General features: G+C 54.8%; 14 protein-coding genes and 2 pseudogenes. 11 read left to right on the forward strand and 5 right to left on the reverse strand.

The genetic code is table 11. The annotated features are described in order from the left end of the window. Positions 1-57: 57 nt before the first annotated feature. Both D3871_RS31800 and D3871_RS31805 read right to left on the reverse strand, forming a co-directional pair. Positions 58-333: pseudogene (locus tag D3871_RS31800) on the reverse strand (tyrosine-type recombinase/integrase); the annotation flags it as partial. Continuing rightward, positions 231-491, reverse strand: a pseudogene (locus D3871_RS31805) (phage integrase N-terminal SAM-like domain-containing protein); the annotation flags it as partial. The pseudogenes D3871_RS31805 and D3871_RS31800, both read right to left, overlap by 103 nt. A 252-nt stretch (positions 492-743) precedes the next feature. On the opposite strand from D3871_RS31805, the gene D3871_RS26630 reads away from it, so the two are divergent. The 4 genes from D3871_RS26630 to D3871_RS26645 all read left to right on the forward strand — a co-directional run bounded on the left by D3871_RS26630 (position 744) and on the right by D3871_RS26645 (position 3034). Beyond that, on the forward strand, positions 744-1121 hold the full coding sequence (locus D3871_RS26630; protein ID WP_119772094.1) for a VOC family protein: 378 nt from the start codon (positions 744-746) through the stop codon (positions 1119-1121). Positions 1122-1295: 174 nt separating this feature from the next. Continuing rightward, positions 1296-1799, forward strand: a complete 504-nt coding sequence (locus tag D3871_RS26635) for a DUF421 domain-containing protein (protein ID WP_119772095.1) — start codon at positions 1296-1298, stop codon at positions 1797-1799. Between the two features lie 172 nt (positions 1800-1971). After that, positions 1972-2199 (forward strand): oxidoreductase-like domain-containing protein, encoded by a 228-nt coding sequence (locus D3871_RS26640; protein ID WP_119772096.1) that lies wholly within the window; start codon positions 1972-1974, stop codon positions 2197-2199. 352 nt (positions 2200-2551) lie between these two features. Continuing rightward, a complete protein-coding gene (locus D3871_RS26645; RefSeq protein WP_119772097.1) occupies positions 2552-3034 on the forward strand; it encodes an AAC(3)-I family aminoglycoside N-acetyltransferase in 483 nt (160 codons plus the stop codon). 265 nt (positions 3035-3299) lie between these two features. Here D3871_RS26645 and D3871_RS26650 read toward each other — a convergent pair whose 3' ends face one another. Then, positions 3300-4613, reverse strand: coding sequence for a serine hydrolase domain-containing protein (locus tag D3871_RS26650; protein WP_119772098.1), 1314 nt, complete (start codon positions 4611-4613; stop codon positions 3300-3302). A gap of 154 nt (positions 4614-4767) precedes the next feature. Here D3871_RS26650 and D3871_RS26655 point away from each other — a divergent pair, with 154 nt between their 5' ends. Continuing rightward, complete coding sequence (locus D3871_RS26655) at positions 4768-5406, forward strand: Crp/Fnr family transcriptional regulator (protein WP_158598077.1); 639 nt, start codon at positions 4768-4770, stop codon at positions 5404-5406. A 108-nt stretch (positions 5407-5514) separates the two neighbouring features. Here D3871_RS26655 and D3871_RS26660 read toward each other — a convergent pair whose 3' ends face one another. Further along, positions 5515-6513: an NAD-dependent epimerase/dehydratase family protein gene (locus D3871_RS26660; RefSeq protein WP_158598078.1), complete on the reverse strand. Its 999-nt coding sequence runs from the start codon at positions 6511-6513 to the stop codon at positions 5515-5517. A 105-nt stretch (positions 6514-6618) separates the two neighbouring features. On the opposite strand from D3871_RS26660, the gene D3871_RS26665 reads away from it, so the two are divergent. After that, positions 6619-7605: a LysR family transcriptional regulator gene (locus tag D3871_RS26665; RefSeq protein ID WP_119772101.1), complete on the forward strand. Its 987-nt coding sequence runs from the start codon at positions 6619-6621 to the stop codon at positions 7603-7605. Positions 7606-8101: 496 nt separating this feature from the next. Continuing rightward, entirely contained in the window at positions 8102-10324 is a 2223-nt protein-coding gene (locus D3871_RS26670) for an OsmC domain/YcaO domain-containing protein (RefSeq protein ID WP_119772102.1), read from the forward strand. 908 nt (positions 10325-11232) lie between these two features. Here the strand turns inward: D3871_RS26670 and D3871_RS26675 are convergent. Continuing rightward, positions 11233-12318 (reverse strand): IS110 family RNA-guided transposase, encoded by a 1086-nt coding sequence (locus D3871_RS26675; RefSeq protein ID WP_119767376.1) that lies wholly within the window; start codon positions 12316-12318, stop codon positions 11233-11235. 96 nt (positions 12319-12414) lie between these two features. On the opposite strand from D3871_RS26675, the gene D3871_RS26680 reads away from it, so the two are divergent. The 4 genes from D3871_RS26680 (at position 12415) to D3871_RS26700 (ending at position 16888) form a co-directional block, all read left to right on the forward strand. Next, positions 12415-12933 (forward strand): hypothetical protein, encoded by a 519-nt coding sequence (locus D3871_RS26680; RefSeq protein ID WP_119772103.1) that lies wholly within the window; start codon positions 12415-12417, stop codon positions 12931-12933. 297 nt (positions 12934-13230) lie between these two features. Further along, positions 13231-13857, forward strand: coding sequence for a tyrosine-type recombinase/integrase (locus D3871_RS26685; protein WP_119772104.1), 627 nt, complete (start codon positions 13231-13233; stop codon positions 13855-13857). Positions 13858-14494: 637 nt separating this feature from the next. Continuing rightward, on the forward strand, positions 14495-15532 hold the full coding sequence (locus D3871_RS26695; RefSeq protein ID WP_119772106.1) for a TIR domain-containing protein: 1038 nt from the start codon (positions 14495-14497) through the stop codon (positions 15530-15532). A gap of 276 nt (positions 15533-15808) precedes the next feature. Further along, positions 15809-16888 carry an SMEK domain-containing protein gene (locus tag D3871_RS26700; protein WP_119772107.1) on the forward strand — a complete coding sequence of 360 codons (1080 nt, stop codon included), beginning with the start codon at positions 15809-15811 and terminating at the stop codon, positions 16886-16888. Positions 16889-16967 lie beyond the last annotated feature (79 nt).

Consider the following 16967-nt stretch of genomic DNA (forward strand, 5'->3'; position numbering starts at 1 on the left):
ACACACCAGTTGGTCGCGCAATGGCTGAATCAGCGACGACGGCAGCATGGTGAGCCGGTCCTTGCCTCCTTTGCTGCGCCGGATCGTGGTTTCCCGCCGTTGAAAGTCGATATCGCTGACTCGCCGTTGTGCGCATTCCACCAACCGCATTCCGGTGCCATACAACAGTCTGGTATTCAATACGTGCGTGCCTTCCATCTGCGCAAAGATGAGATCGACATCTTGTCGGGTCAGTACGGCCGGTTGCCGTGGCAGCTTCGACGGCTTCGGCAGGTTATCGATCCAGGGTAATTCGACTTGCAGCACATGCTTGTACAGAAAAGCAAGACGCATGGCGCTTGATGATGGGTGGATAAGGAGACGTTTCTTTCGTTGGCCAGGTACGACAAAAATGCATGGATTTCATGCTCTCCCATATCAGCGGGATGGCGGAGCTGGTGGACGCGGATATACCATCTTGCCCAGTACACATAAACGCGTTCGGTCGGTAGGTTATAGTGCTTGCCTCAGAGGCAACGTCGTAGCTGATCGAGCAGTTTTGGCGGTTGCTTCGAGGCAGTGTTTTCAGCGACGTTTTGTATATTAATTAACGTTGTGCATATGCACAGTATTCCGCTATATGGTAGGCGGCATGCACTTTGCGGAGGATCAAGCGAAATGGTTTTTCAGGCAGCACACTGATTTATCAGTCAGACCACGCCGATGAAATCTAGTTAGGCATCGGGCATCAGGAAGGAGCACTAATGCACAGAAGCAGACTGGGAAACATTGTCATTGATTGCCAAACGGACGATCTTTTGTCAGAGGCTCGATTTTGGAGTGCTGCACTGGGTTATCCGCTGCCCCAAGATTTGGATGCAACCAGCAACTTTATCCAGCTCGTAACGCCACCCGGCGACATGCAGGTCATCCTTCAGCAAGTTCGTCACGAACCATGGGCACATCTTGACATTGAGACGGACTCAATAGAGTTAGAGGTTGCGCGCTTGGAGCGTTTGGGGGCAACGATCGTGTCCCGCAAGGATAAATGGGTGGTAATGCAAGCTCCGAGTGGGCATCGGTTCTGCGTCGGCAGCCCTTATCGTGACGGCTTCGATCAGGGAGCCAACACATGGGAGTGATGCCTACAACTCATTCAAGCCGAGGCCGCTTTGCGGCGCGCCTTAATTCGGGCGTTAGGCTTTAGCCTTGACCCGTGTATTAGTGGTGTCGGGCGTGCGTTGCCTGCCGATCTGGATCGACTTAGCTTGCAAAGTCTGAGCAAACCTTGGATGAAGTCTTGAATGGAGAGCCCCATGGGTGAGTTATTCTGGAGCATAGACTGGCACGGCATCTTCACGCCCAAGAATTCGTTGATGGAGTTGGTTGTGCGAGGCACGATCATGTACTTAGTCCTCTTCGGTCTGCTGAGGTTCGTGCTGAAACGGCAGGCCGGAGGAATCGGAACGACAGATGTTCTCGTCATCGTGCTGCTGGCCGAAGTTGCTGGGAACGGATTTTCGGCAGAGTACACCTCAGTGGTGGAAGGTAGTGTCCTTGTCGGCACAATTCTGTTCTGGAGCTACATGCTCGAATGGGCTGCGCATCGGTATCCGGTAATCCAGCGGATTCTTCATGCACCGACACTGTTACTCATCGAAAACGGGAAAATGATTCGAAAGAACATGAGGGCCGAACTCGTCACGAAGGAAGAGTTGATGGCCCAGTTACGCGAGAAGGGTATTGAGGACTGTGCTCAGGTGAAGCGGGCGTGCATGGAGGCCGATGGCATGATCAGTGTCATCAAAATGGAGCGGTAAGTCCGTATGCCAGCGCCCATGCCTAACTATAGTTCGAACGGACGCACTAAAGCGCGCCGCTCAACATGGCGTTAAATCGTGCATCTATGCGCGGCTGTTATGACATCTTTGATCAAACGATTACATTATTTCTTGAATCGGTACGCACAGCGCACTCTACTCAACTAAACGCATGAATGACGAGCCACAAATTCCCTTACCCTCCAATGCTTACCAAGCGCGGCAATGGATTGCCGACCTCAGTGTACAACTGGCTCAGAACGATATACTTTTTCGCGATCCACCGGAAGAGCCAACCAGTTGCTGCGGGCGCGGCTGCAATGGCTGTGTATGGGAAGGTTATTTCCAGGCAGTTGGATATTGGTGTGAGCAAGTGCGAGGCATTTTACTCAAAGAGTAGTGAGCCTTGGACGTGCTCCCTCAATCATCATTCACCTGCAACGCGCATAAGATGTAACGGGAGTAAGGGCGCATCTCGGCTTTGAAGGGTCTTCTGTAAGCGGTTTCGGAAATCCGAATGCGGCGCCGATGACATGTCGCATGCTCACCGCAAACCTATACTGTCGCTGGCGCGAAGGGCAACGATGTTGACAGGGCCAGGGGATATCGATGCTGCCAATTATGCCGATGTCCAGGTTGTTCTTGCTCACCCACTTTCCCAGTTAGGAATCATAAGTCGGAGTATGCTAGTTTGTGTGCTGCTGGTGCTTTCCGCCTGCACTTCGGTAAACAAATCAGTCTGGGAGTTAACCATGTCCTCACCACCTGGCTTTAGCGTTCACCAACTTACCCGCGACGACATAGCCTTGACGGAAGCCCTTTTGGCGACCTTCGGAGAAGCTTTTGACGAGGTGGAAACCTATTCCAGGAAGCGACCAAGTGCGGCTTATCTCCGGAAACTGCTCTCCAGCGACTACTTCATCATGCTCGTCGCACTGAAGGGAAAAGAAGTCGTAGGCGGCATTGCTGCCTACGAGCTGAAAAAATTCGAGCAAGAGCGCAGCGAGATCTATATCTATGACCTGGCGGTAGCCGCCGGACACCGACGCGAGGGCATTGCGACCGCAATGATCCGGGAACTCAACAACATTGCGGCAAGGCGCGAAGCCTATGTCCTGTTCGTACAGGCGGATATCGGTGACGATCCGGCCATCGCGCTGTACACCAAGCTGGGAACGTCTGAACATGTGCTGCACTTCGATATAGAGGTCGAAGCCGGCAATGGCGCTGGATGATGATGGATGTCCGTCATCACGGGCGGTTTAGGCATGAAAGTATGGCGCTTGCAATGCCAAGTCACAGCGATGTCAGATTCCACAGTAAAGCCGAACGATGTGGTCATCGATGACGTTGTAAAGTCGAGTTAGTTGCTCAAGCAAGATTCAAGCTCGAGACTCAACTGCTGGGTTGGATCGCGAGATAGAAAAGCTGCGCACTCAGCCTAAGAAAAGGAACCCGAGGGCGTGCTGCAAGCACCCCCGGATTCATCGGCCTGATCTATCAGTCGTTCATTAAATGGGCCGCCACGGCCTCGATGGCCCGGTCGGTCAGCGGGATATTGGCCAGGTTGCTGGCCACCGGATGGGACGATAGTTTGACGACTACCAGGTCAGCCTTCGGATCGATATAGATACGCTGGCCATGAATGCCACGCGCGTCGAACACTTCATGAGCGTTATGCGATACCCACCACATACTGCGATAGGACGAACCTTTCCCATAGCCGGGCACATCGGGATAGGCTGCCTTGGTGAACTTGGCTGGGTCGCCACCCTTACGGATGTCATCGATCACGGTCTGAGGAATGATTTGCCGGCCGTTGTACTTGCCGCCAAGCCGCATCATGTCGCCGAATCGGGCCATATCGCGCAAGGTCAGGTTCAGGCCGCCGCCTCCGCCTTCGGTACCGATCGCATCCACCGTAAAGTAGGCATCGTTCTCGACGCCGAGCGGTTGCCAGATTTTTTCGGACATGAGCGCGGATAAGGATTTTCCGGATACACGCTTGATGATCCAGGCGAGTACTTCGGTGTTGACCGTCTTGTAAGCAAACGCTTCACCGTGGCTGCCTTCCTTCTTCAGTGTGAGCAAAAATTCATAGAAGGTTTTTGGCCCCGCATAGTCCGCCGCTACCGGAAGTGAACCGCCGGCACGCGAGTAATCCCATATTTCGGCCTTCGGATCGGCATATTTTTCGGAGTAGCGGACACCGACTGTCATGTCCATCAGATTGCGTACCGTTGCATCCCCATAGGCGCCGTCCTTGAGTTCGGGAATGTATTTGACGACAGGAGCGTCCAGATCCAGTGTTCCTTCGGCCGCCAGTGTTGCTGCGAGCACGCCCACGAATGACTTGGTGATCGAGAATACCGAATGCGGTACTTGCGGCTCGGCGATGTTCATGTACTTTTCATACACTATCCGGCCCTTGTGCAATACCAGGATGCTGTCTGTATAGGTGCGGGTCAGCATCTCGGCCCATGTGGTCTTTCCGCCTTTATCGTCGGTGAACGAAATGGCGTCCAATGGACGCGGCGCGGCCGACAGCGGTGTCGCGGCTGAAGGGCCGCGCCATACATTGGCGGTGGGCCACAATTCGCGGACATGGGAAAAGGTCCAGCGGGTACGCGGAAATTTATAAAAGCTGCCATCTTCAAAGCGGATGGTCTTTTCCGGAGCGGGCGGAAAGCCTTGCATCCAACCCAAGGTCCGAGGATCGGTCGTTGCCGGATCGGGCAATGGCTGGGCAGGTTGGGCTAAAGTGGTGCCACAGACGAATGTCAGGATCACCGAAGCAAGCGGTTTGATGCTCATGTCTTGTCTTTCTATAATGGTTTTGTCCAACTTCTCATTGGTCCATTGGCCGCAAGTCCCAGGGCGGGGGCGTTGCCAACGCGACGGAAGTCGTGGAAAACAGTACCTTGCGTCGGCGCGTGGCGCATTCAACTAGTTGAAGAAAATGGAAAACATGTATCTTGAGCAAACAAGACGATTTCAATCCACGATGCTGGAACGATTCGGTTTTAGCGAGAAAGCCTATTGGGATGCAGCGTATGTGCTGGCCGAACTGGCACAGCCTGTGTCTTTCCGGAAAGGCGAATACCTGCAGCGGCAGGGTGAGCCGGCAAAGGCGTATTACTGGATCACTCGTGGTATTGCGCGGACGGGATACCTTGCGGAAAACGGCGCTGAAGTCACGCTCAGATTCGCCGCTGAAAGCGAGATTGCCGGCACCCATGACGATTTGCTGGACGCGGAAACCGGGACGCCCGCGCGCTGCTTTGTGGTTGCGGAAGAATGCATCGAGTGCTTCAAGTTCGATTGGTTTGTCTCGCGGCGACTGGAGGCGGAAGGCGTGCTTCCATCGGAAATGTCGGCAAGAATCATCGAATACAATCTGCGCAAGCAAGCCCGGAGCGGATATATCAATGGCGTAGCATCCGCGCAGCAGCGTCTCGCTGCCTTCAGGAACGACTATCCCGGACTTGAAGCCAGAGTGACGCGCAAGGTGATTGCATCCTATCTCGGAATCACTCCGCAGTATCTGTCGCAATTATCGAAAAGCTCATCCGGGTCGTACGGGGGCAATGACGACACCGCTGCATAAGGCGTGATGCTGATGTGCGTGCTTCTCTTCATATCGCTATTGAATTGCGAGTGAAGCCATCGCAATCGGTCCCAGCACTTGTTCGTAAAACCGGTTCATGCCGTGCGATCACTTATGGATGGCATGCGATTCGATAGCCTGGCCAATGTTCTCTTCTCCTCCCATTGAGTTCGGAGCAATGCAGTGGCGCAGAACTTGATCGAGGGACGTATGCGGCACCTCACCGATGAGCGAAGCCAGTTTCGTTTCGTCCAGCCGGTGCGGACGCAGCCACAGATACCGCATCTCCAGCACAGCCTTGCACATCGGCACCACCGGCGACAGGAGACGCAAAAGCCACCACGGCATCTGCTTCAGCTGTAGGGCGCGACCTGTGACGCGCTCCATCGCATGGAACAGTTCCCGCCCGGTACAAGCCAGCCCGCCATAGTGAAGCACCTCGAATGGCGGCAAGGCGTTCCGATGCTCGCCGACCGCGACGAACACCCGTGCCAGGTCCGGCAGATAGGCCCAGGCATGCTCAACATCGGTTGGCCCCAAATACGTGAATTGCTGCTTATTCAGTTTTTTTGCCATCACCATATCCATCCAGGTGCCGGGACCCGCGCCACCCAGGAAATCACCGGCTCGGATTACTACGCTCCTTACCCCTTCCGCAGCGGCCAACTGCATCTGCCGCTCCAACTCAATGCGTACTCTTGCCTTCGAGGTATTCGGTACGGATGACGTGTGCTCGCTCAAGACTTCCGGCAGCGCGGAGCCGAAGTTATAGACATTGCCGGGCAGCATGATCATTGCTCCGGTCTCTCGGGCGAGTGCCAGAACGCTCGCTGTGATCGGCGGCACCAGTTGTTCCCACTTGGTATAGGCAGGATTCAAGGCATTGACGATCACCTGAATTTTGCCGGTACACGCGCCGTGTATCCGGTCCGTGTCCAGGGCCTCGCACACCAAGGGAACCGCATTACGGGGAAGCGCTTCCGAAGGCGCCGAGCGACTTTGTGCAATCACATGCCAACCGGCGCGGCTGAAGGCTTCCACTGCCACCCGTCCGAAACGGCCGTTGGCGCCAAGAATCAATACGGAAGAAGGTGAATTGGCTTGCATGACACTTCCAATAAAAAAGAAAGAATGGATTGAGCTTATTGAGCACATTGTCATGTAGTGCAAAGGCCATCACAATACGCATATCTGAAATCCTGCTATTCATTCATGAATACCGATAACGCGAAAAAACATTTGATCACTGCCAGCAAGTCGGGGCAGGGCTTCCTGGATCCCCAGCAGATCGACTGGAACCTGCTTAAAAGCTTTTACCTGGTGGCCGACCTCGGATCCCTGACCCGCGCGGCAGCGGTACTCGGTCTGAGTCAACCCACGCTGTCGCGGCAAATCGCGGAACTGGAAACGCACGTGGGCGCTGCGCTGTTCGAGCGGCTTTCCCGAGGTTTGCGCCTGACCGAAGCCGGGACCGCGCTCATGGAACCCGCCCGGCGTATGCTGGCAGCCGCGCAGGCGGTCAGCCTGGCCGTCACCGCGCAGCATCGGGACGTGGCGGGGACGGTCCGCATTACCGCAAGCGAAATCATGTCCGCCTATGTGCTGCCGCCGATCTTTGCCGCGTTACGCGCCGCATATCCCGCCATCCAGATCGAACTGGTCGCGTCGAATCGGATCGACAATCTTTTAACGCGCGAGGCCGACATTGCGATTCGCATGATCCGGCCACAACAGGCCGGTCTGATTACCAGAAAAATCGCGGACTATCCGATGGGCTTTTATGCGCACGAGGTTTACCTGGCCAAGCATTCCGTAGTCGAAGGCAACGACGAATGGATGCAGTATGACTGGGTCGGGCTTGACCAATCCAACCAGTTGATCGAAGGCTTTCGGGAAGTCGGCTTCAAGGTCGACAAGTCGTTTTTTGCGTTCCGCACCGATAACCATATCGTGGGCTGGCAGGCGGTCCTGGCAGGCCTGGGCGTCGGGATCACCCTGCAGCGCGTGGCGCAATGCTATCCGCAACTCAAGCAGGTCATGCAAGATCAGCCCTTGCCGCAACTGCCCGTCTGGCTCACCGCGCACCGCGAGCTGAGGGATTCCATTCGCATTCGCGCCGTCTTTGATTTTTTGGCGGACGCGCTGGTGCCGCCGGCGATCTGCTCCGGAGAGCATGCCGACCGGGGCAAGGCACTTTAATCATCTCGTGCCTATGCAGTCGTCATCACGGGCATGGTGTCCAATGTAGACAGGGACTGGTTATGAAAGTAAACCGGCCGGTCAATCACAATTAAACTCTTTAATCATGCGGGTTCCAGAATCTGTCGATGATCGAGTGGGAGTAGACATTCCAATAGGAAACATTCTTCGCTAGTTGACTGACTATTAAAGACCTATTTTTACAGGGCTTTATATTTTGGATTGTCGCTTGGCAGTACTCGCATTCTGAAGAATGTTGGCGGAACTCGTGGCGATCCAGTCCAGTTTAGTGCAACCGCACTTGGCACTGCCGTGGATATCGCCATGGCGCATGGAAGCTCGCCGGTTCCAACCACGTCCTGCGCAATGGTGTTCGTCTGTCAAATTATCCGTATGCGGCAGCGTTTGTGGAAAGCATCGATATATTACAAGGCACCGGCGTGGCGACGGATAATAGCGGCTACATCATTTTGAGCACCATTTTTGGAAATCCCCCATGGAAATTAAGGTCAATTTTCTCGATAAGCTTCGTCTTGAAGCCAAGTTTGATGATTTTACGGTGGTGGCCGACCAGCCTATCCGCTATAAGGGCGATGGCTCGGCGCCCGGTCCCTTCGATTACTTTCTCGCCTCATCGGCCTTGTGTGCGGCTTACTTTGTCAAGTTGTATTGCGCCACTCGCAACATTCCGACCGATAATATCCGCCTGTCGCAGAATAATATTGTTGATCCGGAAAACCGTTACCAGCAGATTTTCAAGATTCAGGTTGAGTTGCCGACGGATATCTCCGACAAAGACCGCCAAGGTATTTTGCGCTCCATCGACCGTTGTACGGTGAAAAAGGTGGTACAAGCTGGGCCCGAGTTTGTGATTGAAGAGGTAGAAAACTTAGATGCCGATGCCCAGTCGTTGCTAACCTTGAAGCCAGCTTCTGACGCCAGCACCTATATTGCTGGCAAGGATCTGCCATTGGAGCAAACCATCGCCAATATGTCGGGCGTGTTGGCGGGCTTGGGCATCAAGATTGAAATCGCTTCGTGGCGCAATATCGTTCCCAATGTGTGGTCGCTGCATATCCGCGATGCCCACTCGCCGATGTGTTTTACCAATGGCAAGGGAGCGACCAAAGAAAGCGCGTTGGCGTCGGCGTTGGGAGAGTATATCGAGCGACTCAATAACAACCATTTCTACGCCGGTACGTTTTGGGGCGAAGACATCGCCAATGCGGCGTTTGTACATTACCCGAACGAGCGCTGGTTCAAGCCTGGTTCTAAAGATGCGCTGCCGGCTGAAATTCTCGATGAATACTGCCTGCCCATTTACAATCCCGATGGCGAGTTACGTGGCTCGCACCTGGTCGACACCAACTCGGGAAATGTGCAGCGCGGTATCTGTTCGCTGCCGTTTGTGCGGCAGTCGGACGGCGAAGTGGTGTATTTCCCGTCCAACCTGGTCGAAAACCTCTATGTCAGCAATGGCATGAGTGCCGGTAATACGCTGGCCGAAGCGCAAGTGCAATGCCTGTCCGAAATTTTCGAACGGGCGGTAAAGCGCGAAATTCTGGAAGGCGAAATGGCACTGCCTGATGTGCCGCACGAAGTGCTGGCGAAATACCCTGGCATTCTGGCCGGCATTCAGGGGTTGGAAGAGCAAGGCTTTCCGGTGCTGGTGAAGGATGCGTCGTTGGGTGGAATCTACCCGGTGATGTGCGTCACCTTGATGAACCCACGAACTGGCGGTGTCTTTGCTTCGTTCGGCGCGCACCCAAGCTTCGAGGTGGCGCTGGAACGGAGTCTGACAGAATTGCTACAGGGGCGCAGTTTTGAAGGCCTGAACGATTTACCTCAGCCCACCTTTGAAAGCAACGCGGTGACTGAGCCAAACAACTTTGTTGAACACTTCATTGATTCCAGCGGTGTGGTGTCGTGGCGCTTTTTCAGCGCCAAAGCGAATTTCGATTTTGTCGAGTGGGATTTTTCCGGCCAGGGTGAAAACTCCAATGCCGAGGAAGCCGCGAGCTTGCTCGGCATTCTTGAAGGCATGGGCAAAGAGGTGTACATGGCGGTGCATGACCAGCTGGGCGCCATTGCTTGCCGGATTTTGGTACCCGGCTATTCGGAAGTTTATCCTGTAGAAGATTTGATCTGGGATAACACCAACAAGGCGCTGTTGTTCCGCGCCGATATCTTGAACTTGCATCGCCTGGACGACGCAAGCCTGGAAGCGCTGCTTGAGCGTTTGAATAACAATGAGCTCGATGAATACTCCGACATCGCCACGTTGATCGGCATCGAATTTGATGAGAATACGGACTGGGGGCAGCTGACAGTTCTCGAGTTGAAGCTGCTCATTCATCTCGCCTTGCAGCAATTTGAGGCGGCGCACGAGCTGGTGGGCGCCTTCTTGCAGTACAACGACAACACGGTCGAGCGCGGATTGTTTTATCAAGCCTTGAACGTGGTGCTGGAGGTGCTGCTCGATGACGACCTGGAACTGGACGATTACGTGGTAAATTTCCGCCGGATGTATGGCAATCCGCGGATGGACGCGGTGCTGGGCTCAGTGGACGGCAGCGTGCGCTTCTTTGGCTTGACGCCAACCAGTATGAAACTGGAGGGGCTCGACAGGCACCGCCGCTTGATCGACAGCTACAAAAAAATGCATATGGCGCGGGCCAAGGTAGCGGCTACAGCCATTAGGGTTAGGAGTCATGGCTGAATGCGATGATGCCGTTCAACCCCCAGCACAAAGGTAGGTTCGATACCCGAGCGACCATCTGGGCCGGCGTGCATCAGTGTCGATGTCGCCAGCGTTGATGGTCAGATACGAAGGACAGATCGAGGGCCCTCAATATGAATCCCATCTTTGGATTATGTCGCCGGCCGGAAGGTCAACCGGAATTGATGGTACGTTTGATGGGATACGAGCTACTGTGCCTGACAAATCCTTTTTAAATTCAGGCACCTGAAAGTGCAATTGATAATCGAGTGGGTAGCCGCATAGTTTCTCCATCGTAGCAGACGTCAACTATCGGGCAGGAGCGGACGCAAAGTGCCCCATACATTTGGTATTGTTGTGCCAACTTTGGCGTGGCAGGATAAGCAACGCTGCCGTCACGACCAAACGTTGGAGAAGCTGTGGTTTCGATGGATTCGGTTGGCTTGCAAGTCGGGCACGACCAGCGGTAACAGGCACTCGATTCCCCGCTCTCCATGCACATACGCTTCTTTCTGTTAGCGGGCACAAATGACGAACATAACTCTCAAGCTTTGCAGAAATATCTTATTGGTCTTTTTTGCAGGGCTAATTTCAGCCGCTGCAGCAGGTGAATCAGGCACTCAGACGAACTTTACATATATGGACTCCCTCCGAAGTACAAGGGACTGATCGACAGGGATGACATGAGGGATAAGCCTGCAGTCGTATATCCGGCATCTGAAGTGGACTCTTTTTTGGTCCGTGCCGACATGGAATCTGCGTCACCGCTGCGCCAATCGATACAAGCGGCAGGCGTGAAGCTGCCGGAAGAGTTATCGGCGTCAAGCGGTGTGGGTGCGTCCCGGTGTGCCATGATGGGCGATCAATCTCTGTGCAAAGGCGGGTGGGTCAAACGTGGTCCAATCGATTCAGGCTGGCATCGCGTAAGCAGTGCGTTCCATTTTCTTGCTCATGCGCGTCACCGTTCCGGTATAGGGTTCCCCGTCGCGCAGCGTCGCGTAGCAAATGCGAGCGAGTTTGTTGGCCAGCGCACAGGTGGCCTTGTTGTGGTTCGACCTTCCCTGAACAGTGAGCGCCCAAATTCGCAAGTGATCGATGCGCTTGCCGGCGGCCTGTGCAACACTGGCGGCACGCAGTATCGACCGGGCACCGTGGGTGAGCAACATGCGCAGGTAGCGGTCGCCGCGCTTGGAGATGTGGCCGAGAGAGCGGCTGCTGCCGGAGGAGTATTCCTTGGGTGTGAGGCCGAACCAGCTGGCGAAGTGGCGGGCATCTCGGAAGTGTTCGACGTTGCCACTGGTGGCGGCAACCATGGCGGTGGCAGTGAGCAGACCGACGCCGGGGATCGACAGCAGAGTGGTGCAGGCAGGGCTGTGCCTGGCCAGCTCAGTCAGTTCGCGTTCCAGTTGCGCGATGCGCGCTTCGAGCAGGTGGATTTCTTCGACCAGCAGTTTCATGGTGCCGCGGATCAATACAGGAACAGCGGAATTCGGATCGGCCAGGACACGGCTGATTTGTTCCAGGCCGTTGCGGCTGCCAGCCGTAACGGAAATACCGAATTCCCGACAGAAACCGCGCAGTGCATTGATACGCGAGGTGCGGGTGCCCATCCACAGGGAGCGGGTGCGATGCAACCCTTGCAGCGCCTGCTGCTCAATCGACTTGACCTTGACGGGTACGATGTCGGCGCAGCGGGCGGCCTCGAGCAAGGCACAGGCATCAGCGGCATCAGTCTTGTTGCGCTTGACGTAGGCGCGGATGTAGGCCGCAGGCAGCAACTTGACGGTAATGCCCAGGGCATTGAACTGGCGCGCCCAGTGGTGAGCCGAACCGCAGGATTCCATGATGACGAGGGAAACATTACGATTGACGAACCAGCGCTCGAACTGGCTGCGGGTCAGGCGGTGCTGTTCAATGACATGCCAGGAGGAATTGGCCACGGCGAGCTGAAAGACGGATTTGGCCAGATCGACGGCCACAGTAGTAGCATTCATAGTGGGCTCCTTTCGTTAACTGATTCCCGTCTCCACGTGAACCAGTACGCCTACTTTGGCGCAAAAAGACGGAGGGAGTCCATCCCATCAATCAAGATGGATGAACGTGTGTTCTCTATTTCTACTCCAATTCCTCCGGACAACGAGTTCGTCACGTATCGTCCGTCACTCTCGCTGCAGGACAGTGCGCTGTTCGAGAAAGCAAACGAAGTCAAGGCCCTCAACGTGCACTGGACTTTCCGGAGCGGGCTGCTTCGTCAGGTTGCCGGTGTGGCTGAACTGAAAGTCCACCTATATCCCGCCCATGAGAACGAAATCAAGTCGAGTGCGGACTTAAGGGCAGAACTGCTTTCGGCTTTCAAACGGGAACTGGTTAAAGTGGGTTATACAGGCGGGCCGGTTCAGTTCTACCGGGTAGTCATCAACGGGCGGACCTGGCTTACCTACGAGGTTCCCGTGATCGGAGTGAGGGAATTCGCGATCGCGGTCTCGGACACACGCTACCTGACGGTCCAGCTTGCGTACATCGACAACACGCGAGAAAAGCCGGCCGCCTGGCGCAAAGAAGCGGCCGAGCTCATGGAAAAGGTCATTGGGTCGATACGGGTGGATTAACAGCGACGGGGATCAGTATCAACGTTACAAGGCGGCGTAACCATCGCACATTATGGCCACATCACATGCAGTACCAATGTGGACTGTCATCGTGTGAGAGCTGACACCGCCGATGATCGTCGACTTTTGAAAACACTGAATGTCAGTATAGGGTCGTGTTGCGCCTGTTGGGCATTGACTGCTAACCGCTACATTTTTGCCGTTCCATCACATGTCACATCTGGGCGGTAAGTTCCATGAGGTTTTATAGTAGCCCGTTGAGAATGAGGTTCCTTTCATCGATTGAAGGAGAACCTCATGGACTCGCATTCCGTTCAGCCACACCGCCAGGTACCGTGGAACAAAGGGCGCCTTACCGGTCAGAAAGCCCCGTTGAAGCAAAAGGAAATCTGGGCCATTCGTGTCCGTCTCCAACTTGCGTACCGGATCCGAGACCTGGCTTTGTTCAATCTCGCCATTGATAGCAAGCTACGGGCTTGTGATCTGGTTCGCTTGCAAGTGGCAGATGTGACGCAAGGAGGTGCAGTGTTACGACGCACCATCATAATGCAGCAGAAAACAGGTCGTCCCGTACAGTTCGAAATCACAGAGCAAACCCGGCAGGCAATTGCAGACTGGACCACCCAGGCACAGCTCAAACCCAACGGGTACTTGTTCCCCAGCCGCATACGACGCTCGCCACATTTGTCGACGCGCCAGTACGCCCGCATTGTGGACTCTTGGGTTGCATCGATTGGTCTCGATACTGCAGCCTATGGCACCCATACCATGCGGCGAACCAAGGCGACACTGATTTACCGAAGGACCAAGAATCTGCGCGCGGTACAGCTTCTGCTTGGCCATACCAAGCTGGAGAGCACAGTGCGACACCTCGGCATTGACGTCGACGATGCATTGGAAATCGCAGAGCAGACGGAGGTGTAGTGCGCCAGGCCGGTAGTCCTTTGGAAAAGGGGGCTGCCGGCCAAAGCGGCCCATTGGTTTCCGCTATGTGCAGCATTGCTGCCCTTCAGTAGTAGTCGCATGCCGGCCAGAAGCGGCCGCTCAAAAACAACTGGCAATCATGCACCCGGTCGCAAAGTGGTGAAGTGTAATATGGCAACTACCCATGTTATATTGCTATTTTCAATGTATATCCGTTAGATCGCTCAGTTACCATCGCGCCACAATGAGGATTACAAGCAATGCCGTGGATTGAAATAGCCTTGCCAGGAGTCTTGCTGCTCGCGAAGTTCTTGGTGAAGCTGGTCGTTGATCGGTCAGCTACCTTGCCTGATTTTATTTCGGCCATTCTTGCGCTTCCGGTAGATATCGTTTTCCTATCAGCATCTCTTCTTGCTGGTTACGTCATCTCTTCGCCAAACAACCTGAAGGAGGGCCTTGTACTCTTCATGGGGTGTATTTGCCTGTCCCTAGTCATTGTCCTTCTCTGGCGTAGGTCCGATGGACAATTCACGAAAGACAGGTACATAGCTGCAGCCACATTCGGTCTTCTAAACATGGGAGCGGCGACGGCAACTCTTGTCTATTCACTCTCGCTCTTAACTTCAGGAGCCAGTCGATGATCTCCTTCAGCGTCTCCGATCTGATCAGCGTCGTTGGCGTGGTCATCGCTTTCACCGCGTTGCTGCTCACGGTTATGGTGATATACAACAATCGCCGCCACACACGGTACGATGACGACAGACATCGAATTGAGCTCGAACTGATGCGCCGCTCAATCGAGTCTCAAATGTATGGCTTGAACGAAAAGTTGCTGGCAACTGAGGACCGTTGGCGAGACGTAAATCACCTTCTGATTTCCTCTCAGAGTCGGCAGCCAGATGCGTTCGAACCGTCGAAGCAAGTCGTGCCATCAGTCTTTCTAAGCTCCGCTGGCATCTCGCCTGACGATCTGAAGATTGAGCGGGACTTGGTCTTCGTGCTTACGCCGTTTCACCCAACCTATAAGAAACAATTCGAAGTGGTCGCTTCAGTCTGCAACGGCCTCGGATTGAGAGCAATGAGAGGCGATGAGGAGTTCGTTCCAGGTGACGTTTTTCCTCACATCCTCCGTCTGATAACACGAGCTAGGATCGTTGTGGCAATTATCGACGGCCGGAACCCCAACGTGTTCTACGAGCTGGGTATCGCACATGCACTAGGAAAGCCTGCCATCTTAATCGCTCCGACACCGGAAGATGTGCCTTTCGACATCCGAACAAAGCGTCTCGTATTGTTCCAATCCTTGGACGAACTGCAGGAAAAGCTGAAAGACGAGTTGGCGCGTGTCGTAGTTGCTAGCGAGCAGCCAATCCAACCTGTGGCCGAAGCAAGGACTGGAGTACCGGAGCTTCTGCCGGAAGCGCGCGTCCTTTTAAAGGAGGCTAGTCTCGACCCGCAAGGCGCAATCATTCTCGCCCGCTATATCGGAGGGACAACGTTGCAGACTAACGGAAAGAACCTCATTCCCTCGAACGAGCGAAGAGAGGTTGCGAGGTGGGAGCAAGCGCTGGAATTGCTAACCGCCAGAGGTCTAGTTGTAGCACGCGGTCACAAGGGCGAGATATATGAGGTGACAAACACAGGATACCAAGTTGCGGACATGATCGACCTTTGAGACACGAGACTACCCTACTCACGCTTATAGTGCCAACGCCCAGCAACTAATAGGTGCGAGTGTCAGAGCGGCGAAGGTCAGTCCGCTTAGTGTCGCGAGTTGCTGCCCGTGGGTGAGCGGGTGCCGTTCGGAGTCGACAGGGCGGTAGTGCTGGACCTAGCCGACGCTGGGATGGCGCAGCGGCCGTTCGGCGCGAGCTGACGATCTTGCGCGCGGTGCTGCCAAATCGGTGCGCCATGCCCGCTCGCGACCACTGACACACAGAATAGGATCAAAATGTTTGCAACAGCCGAGGCGTTCCAAGATATCGTCGTGCGGCTCTCCGTGCTGCGTTATGTCGTAACATCCAATACGAAGCGTGGCAAGCATGATATCGCCACGGATGCCGAAGATTTCTTTGCCGGTTTTTTCAACCGACTGTTCCCCTGGACGCTGGTCAACCTGAATAAGACCGAGCGCAAGAATTTCCCGGCCATCGATCTCGGCGACACGAAGCATAGAGTCGCCATTCAGGTCACGGCGGAAAACAGCGTCGATAAGATCAAAGCCACGCTCGACGTGTTCTACGACCACGGCCTGCGTGGTTCGTACGACCGGCTGATCATCCTGATCCTGTCGCGCAAATTGCAATACACGACGAATTTCGAGGTCCTTAAGCGAGACTTGCGCTATCTCGATATATGGGATATCGACGACGTGCTCGCTCTGGTCGAAACTCACCTCATCCAGGATGAATTGCACGACCGTGACCACAACTTGATCGAGGTGCTTGAAGAATTTACCCGACGTGAACTGCCGTCGATCGTGCGCACGCTGGCCTCCGACCCGAGCGGGAAATACCCGGGACTGCTGGCGAATCTCGAGGTCGTGATCGGTCACCCGCCAACATCGGCGCATCGATTCCTCGACTCGCTACACCTGTCAGGCGCAGATGAGCGGGCTGCGGGTCTCGAGGCGATCATACAGCTGTACGTGCAGCTCAAGGACCGCAGCTATATCGGCAGTCGCATGATCCTTGCTCACGCCATTCAGTATTCGATCGACGCCAGCGAATTCAAATGGCGGTTTTCAAACTATCACGGCCCGTATATTTCCGAGGATACACTGATATTCGCCCCGCATCTGGTGGCTCTGCACATGACCTACCAGAGGCGAGAGCAATTCTGGAAGCAGGTCGATGGCTTGCAATTTCTTGGCTGGGCGACCCAGCTCGAGGACACTAACTTTCTGAGCATCTGCTCCTATTCGCGAGGGCTAGAGCTGAACCTTTTCTACTATTTGAAAAAATTTCTCGGCAACGATATACAAAAACTGCGCTCGGTTCTGGTCGACCTCGACTTCCGTCACCTCGATTGATCTCCTCGAAGAAGCCGTTCTGCTGGAATCGACACGCCGCAAGCAGGTGGCCTGTATCTCGGGCAGGATCGCTTTGCAG

The sequence above is a fragment of the Noviherbaspirillum saxi genome (assembly GCF_003591035.1).
GTDB classification, from domain to species: Bacteria; Pseudomonadota; Gammaproteobacteria; order Burkholderiales; family Burkholderiaceae_D; genus Noviherbaspirillum; species Noviherbaspirillum saxi.